This window comes from Saccharopolyspora sp. (assembly GCF_017434145.1).
Classification (GTDB): Bacteria; Actinomycetota; Actinomycetes; order Mycobacteriales; family Pseudonocardiaceae; genus Saccharopolyspora_C; species Saccharopolyspora_C galaxeae.
Genome location: NZ_JAFRFW010000449.1, coordinates 1 through 1,902, shown reverse-complemented (window position 1 = coordinate 1,902; position 1,902 = coordinate 1). Strand labels below are relative to the sequence as shown.

Here is a 1,902-nt window from a genome sequence, read left to right as displayed (position 1 = left end):
GCGGAGACCGCGAGCCTGCTGCGCGTCGGCGAGCGCATGGCCATGCCGTTGCCGGGGGAGCCGGTGCGAGCGCCCACCGCGACCGAGATCCGGCTGACGCCGTGCGCCGCTCGGCGGAGAAGGCGGATCCGTCCGGTGCGGACCGGGCGGCGCGGCGATGCAACACTTTCCCGCATGTCCCAGCTGGACGGAACGCGCCGGTGAGCGCGCCGTCACCCGTGGTCGAGCACGGGCACGCGGCTACGTCCGAAGAGGTCCTCGAACGGCTCGGGGTCGAGCCTGCAAACGGCCTCGGCGAGCAGGAGGCCGCGAGCAGACTGGCGCGCTTCGGACCGAACCGGCGGGTCAAGCCGCGGCAGGTGACGTTCTGGCGGGTGCTGCGCGAAGAGAGCACCGAGCCGATGATCCTGCTGCTGCTCGCGGTCGCCGTGCTCTACGGCCTGTGGGGAGAGCCCGCGGACACCGCGGCGATCGTGCTGGTGATCGCCGCGGTCGTGCTTGTGGAGGTGTTCACCGAGTACCGGGCCAAGGCCGCCATCGCATCGCTGAGCAAGCTGTCCGCACCCACCGCGCCCGCGCTGCGCGAGGGTGCGGTCCGCTACGTGCCTACCGAGGACCTGGTGCCCGGCGACGTGCTCGTGCTGCGCGCGGGAGAACGGCTGGCCGCCGACGCCCGGCTGATCGAATCCGCCGGGCTGCGGGTCGACGAATCCGCGCTCATCGGGGAGCCGGTGCCCGCGGACAAGGACGCCGGTGCGGTGCTCGCCTTCGACGCGCCGCTCGCGCAGCGATCCAACCTGGTCTTCGCTGGGACGACCGTGGTCGCCGGTCGCGCCCGCGCGGTCGTGCTGAGCACCGCCATGGACACCGAGCTCGGGCGGATCACCGGGCTGGTCATCGAGGCGAAGCCGCCGCGCACGGCGTTGCAGCAGGCCATGCGCGAGCTGGCCCGCTGGCTGGCCTGGCTGGCTCTGGGGTTCAGCGTGCTGGTGCCGGTGGTCGGGCTGCTCGGCGGGCAACCCTGGCGGGAGATGATCCTGACCGGTCTCACCCTCGCCTTCGCCACCATCCCCGAAGAACTCCCGATCGTCATCAGCATGGTGCTCGGGCTGGGCGCCTACCGGCTGTCCCGCCGCAACGTGGTGATCAAGCAACTGCGGGCGGCCGAAGCCCTCGGCACCATAACCGTCGTAGCCACCGACAAGACCGGCACCGTCACCGAGAACCGGATGATCCTGGCGCACCTGGCCACCGGCGAGGTCGACGGCCAGGTCGGCGAAGAGGACGGCGATCCCGACGACGCGCAGCGGTGGCTGCTCGCGCTCGCCGCGGGCTGCACCGACGCGACCGTGGTGCACCGGGACGACACCGCGCACGTCCTCGGCGACCCGACCGACGTCGCGCTGCTGGAAGCCGCCCACCGGTACGGTCTGCTGCCCGGCCAGCCCGGTGGCGTCTCCGGCGAGCTGCTGGCCGAGCACCCCTTCGACGCCGGACGGAAGATCATGTCCGCGGTGCACCGCGGTGACGACGGGCCGCTGCTGATCGCCAAGGGCGCGCCCGAGGCCGTGCTCGGCCGGTGCTCGAGCCGGCTGGTCGCGGGACGCGCCGAGCCGCTCACCGAGGACGACCGGAACCGCCTGCGCGCTCAGGTCGACCGGATGGCCGCGAAGGGGATCCGGGTGATCGCGGTGGCCACGCGCGAGGTGCCCGGCGGCGCTATCGACCGCGACGAAGCCGAGACCGGGCTGGTGCTGACCGGGTTCGCCGGGCTGACCGACCCGGCACGGCCCGGGGTCGCCGACGCGGTGCGCGATCTGCGCCGGGCGGGCATCCGGGTCGTGATGATCACCGGCGACCACCCGGACACCGCGCGGGCCATCGCCGCGGAGATCGGGATCG

2 protein-coding genes are annotated in these 1,902 nt (G+C 73.4%); both read left to right on the top strand.

Annotated features, from left to right (window positions below):
• Positions 1 to 204, top strand: a 204-nt coding sequence (locus tag IJH84_RS12425) for a hypothetical protein (RefSeq protein ID WP_295144312.1), incomplete at its 5' end; no start/stop codon positions are given.
• A partial coding sequence (locus IJH84_RS12420; RefSeq protein ID WP_295144309.1) for a cation-transporting P-type ATPase occupies positions 201 to 1,902 on the top strand: 1,702 nt, incomplete at its 3' end. The genes IJH84_RS12425 and IJH84_RS12420, both read left to right, overlap by 4 nt.